4 protein-coding genes are annotated in these 3,482 nt (G+C 72.9%); all 4 read left to right on the forward strand.

Annotated features, from left to right (window positions below; translation table 11 throughout):
* On the forward strand, positions 1-750 hold a 750-nt coding region (locus ABZ641_RS29745; RefSeq protein WP_359986724.1), incomplete at its 5' end, for an FHA domain-containing protein.
* Between the two features lie 111 nt (positions 751-861).
* Positions 862-1,779 (forward strand): ABC transporter ATP-binding protein, encoded by a 918-nt coding sequence (locus ABZ641_RS29750; RefSeq protein WP_359986726.1) that lies wholly within the window; start codon positions 862-864, stop codon positions 1,777-1,779.
* Positions 1,776-2,912, forward strand: a complete 1,137-nt coding sequence (locus ABZ641_RS29755) for an ABC transporter permease (protein WP_359986729.1) — start codon at positions 1,776-1,778, stop codon at positions 2,910-2,912. The genes ABZ641_RS29750 and ABZ641_RS29755 overlap by 4 nt, the downstream gene beginning before the upstream one ends.
* Positions 2,913-3,013: 101 nt before the next feature.
* Complete coding sequence (locus ABZ641_RS29760; protein WP_344627036.1) at positions 3,014-3,418, forward strand: globin; 405 nt, start codon at positions 3,014-3,016, stop codon at positions 3,416-3,418.
* Positions 3,419-3,482: the final 64 nt, after the last annotated feature.

Raw genomic sequence — 3,482 nt, forward strand, 5'->3', positions numbered from 1 at the left:
GCTCCGCCGCCCCCGCCGGCCGCGCCGCGCGGCGGTTACGGCTACCCGCCGCCGGCCGGTGCCCCGGCGCCCGCGCCGTCCGGCTACCAGCCGCCCAGCCTGGAGAAGCAGGGCTTCGACCGGCCGGCCCCGGCGCCGTTCGCCGAGCCCGACGGCTACGAGCGGACGGGCCCGGTCTACGCCGACCCCGCCGGCGGCCCGGGCAGCGACGGCTTCGGGACGTCCTTCCGGCTGGCCCCGCCCGGGCCCGGCCAGCAGGCGCCGCACGGCCAGCCGGGCCCGCACGGTCCGCAGGGCCACCCCGGCGCCGGTCCGGCCGCCCCGCCGCCCCCGCCGGTCCGCACCCAGTGGATCGCGGTGGTCAGCGCCGACCGGGACTACTTCGCCGACATGATGGCACGCAGCGGCCCGGACGCGTCGGGGCTGTTCTTCCCGCCGTACTGCCCCGAGCGGCGCATCCCGCTGACCGGCCGCGGCCAGCTGCGGATCGGCCGGCGCAGCCAGCAGCGCGGCACCGTGCCGGAGATCGACCTGTCGGTGCCGCCGGAGGACCCGGGCGCCTCGCACCTGCACGCCATGCTCGCCGAGCAGCCCGACGGCAGCTGGGTGCTGGTGGACCAGGACTCGACCAACGGCACCACGATGAACGGCGGCGCCGACCCGGTGCCGCCGCACACCGCGATCCCGCTGAACGACGGCGACCGGATCCACATCGGCGCCTGGACGACCATCACGCTGCACCGCGCCTGACGGGCCGTCGGGCGGGGCCGGTCGCCAACCGGCCCCGCCCGACGGGTTTTTCCGGGGTTTTGCCTGGTAACCACCACCGCACCGGCACGGAACCGCCTAATGTCATGCACCATGACTGCAGCTATATCCGCCGACGGAATACGGAAGCGGTACGGGGACGTCCAGGCCGTCGACGGTGTGTCACTCACCGTCGAGGCGGGCGAGTTCTACGGGATTCTCGGACCGAACGGGGCCGGTAAGACCACCACTCTGGAGATCCTGGAGGGGATCCGCGAGCCCGACGAGGGCCGCGTCGAACTGCTGGGGCTCAAGCCCTGGCCGCGCAACACCGCACTGCTGCCGCGCATCGGCGTGCAGTTCCAGGCGTCGTCCTTCTTCAACCGGCTGACCGCCCGCGAGACGATCCGCACCTTCGCCTCCTTCTACGGCGTGGGCCCGAAGCGGGCCGACGCCATGCTGGACAAGGTCGGCCTGGCCGACTCCGCCGCCGTCCAGACCGAGAAGATGTCCGGCGGCCAGGCGCAGCGCCTGTCCATCGCCTGCGCACTCGTCCACGACCCGGAGCTCGTCTTCCTGGACGAGCCCACCACCGGTCTCGACCCGCAGGCCCGCCGCAACCTCTGGGACCTGCTGCGCGACATCAACGCCGAGGGCCGCACCGTCGTCCTCACCACCCACTACCTCGACGAGGCCGAGGTGCTCTGCGACCGGGTGTCCGTGATGGACCACGGCAAGGTGCTCAAGACCGGCGCACCGGCCGCACTCGTCCGGGAGATCGACGACACCGTCCGGATCAGCGTCGAGTCCGGGCTGCTCGCCGCCGACACCGCCCGCGAGCTGTTCACCGCGGCCGGCGCCGAACTGGCCGGCCTGGAGGACGACGGCGTCTCGCTGTCGGTGTCGACCCGCGTCCCGGCACCGGTGCTGTCGGTGCTCGCCGAGCAGAACGCGCTGCGCGGCCTGGAGGTCCGCGGCGCCACCCTGGAGGACGTCTTCCTCCGCCTGACCGGACGGGAGTACCGGGCATGACCGCGACCGCCCCCACCGCGACCGAGCGCGAGCCGGCCGCCCCGGCCCCCGAGGCGCCGGAACGCGCCAGCGCCTTCGTCGGACTCGCCCGGGTCATGCTGCTGGGCTTCGTCCGCGACCGCGGCGCGCTCTTCTTCACCCTGCTGATGCCGCTGATCTTCCTGCTGATGTTCGGCACGCTCTTCAAGAGCGCGGGCGCCCCGCACGTGAAGGTCGCCCAGGTCGGCGCCGTCCAGGTGCTCGACTCCGTGCAGGGCGAGGACCGCAAGGAACTGGAGAAGGTCCTCACCGTCACGAAGATCGACGACGAGGCCGCCGCCCTGGAGAAGGTCCGCAAGGGAGACATCGACGCCCTCGTCGAGCAGGGCCCGAACGGCCAGGTGGTGGTCCGCCACAGCGCCGCCGACCCGGTCAAGGCCGGCAGCGTCCAGGCGATCGTGGACAACCTGGTGAAGGCCGCCAACCAGGCCGCGTCCGGCAAGCCGCCGGCGTTCACCATGGCCTCCGTCCAGGTCGAGGACCAGTCGCTCAAGCCGATCCAGTACCTCACCCCGGGCCTGCTCGGCTGGGCCATCGCCTCCGGCGCGGTCTACGGCGCCTCCTTCACCCTGATCAACTGGCGCACCAAGCGGGTGCTGCGCCGGCTGCGGCTCGCCCCGGTCTCCATCCCGGCGGTGATCGGCGCCCGGGTCGCGGTGAACTGCGTGATCGCCCTCGCCCAGACGGCGATCTTCCTGACGATCGCCACCACGCCGTTCTTCGGGCTGAAGCTCAGCGGCAACTGGTGGCTGATCGTCCCGCTGGTGCTCTGCGCCACCATCGCCTTCATGTCGATCGGCCTGCTCACCGGCGGACTCGCCAAGACCGAGGAGGCGGCGAACGGCATCAACCAGCTGATCATCCTGCCGATGTCCTTCCTCGGCGGCGCGTTCATCCCGCTCGACGGCAGCCCGGGCTGGCTGCAGACCGTCTCCAAGGTCTTCCCGCTGCGCTACCTGGTCACCGCCTCGCAGTCGGTGCTCAGCCGCGGCGGCGGCGTCATGGACGCGCTGCCGGCGATGGGCGGACTGCTGGCCTTCTCGGCCGTGCTCTGCCTGATCGCCTGGCGCTTCTTCAACTGGGACGACGTGTAGTCGGTGAGTGACGCAACGCCCCGGGCCGTGCCCGGGGCGGCGGGGGTCGTAGGCCGGAAGACCGGTGTACGGCCCCCGCGGCCGTCTGCGACCATGGTCGGGTGAACGAGATCCCGCAGAGCACGCTTTCCGAGGAGACCTTCTTCGACGCGGTCGGCGGCGAGGCCACCTTCCGCCGGCTGGTGCACCGCTTCTACCAGGGCGTCGCCACGGACGAGCTGCTGCGGCCGATGTACCCCGAGGAGGACCTCGGCCCGGCCGAGGAGCGCTTCGCCCTCTTCCTCATGCAGTACTGGGGCGGGCCCCGGACGTACAGCGAGGAGCGCGGCCACCCGAGGCTGCGGATGCGCCACGCCCCGTTCAAGGTGGACCGCGCCGCCCACGACGCCTGGCTGCGGCACATGCGCACCGCCCTCGACGAGCTGGACCTGCCCGAGGACGCCGAGCGCCAGCTCTGGGACTACCTGACCTACGCCGCCGCCTCGATGATCAACACCGCGGGCTGAGCGGGGGCCAGGCCGCGCCGCCTCAGCGCAACGGGCTCAGGCCCAGGCCCGCGCCCGGCGCGGC

The sequence above is a fragment of the Kitasatospora sp. NPDC007106 genome (assembly GCF_040634455.1).
Taxonomy (GTDB): Bacteria; Actinomycetota; Actinomycetes; order Streptomycetales; family Streptomycetaceae; genus Kitasatospora; species Kitasatospora arboriphila.

Excerpts from the sequence above, each read along its gene's own strand:
- ABZ641_RS29755 (WP_359986729.1), top strand. The coding sequence starts at position 1,776 with ATGACCGCGACCGCCCCCACCGCGACCGAGCGCGAGCCGGCCGCCCCG.
- ABZ641_RS29750 (WP_359986726.1), top strand. The coding sequence starts at position 862 with ATGACTGCAGCTATATCCGCCGACGGAATACGGAAGCGGTACGGGGAC.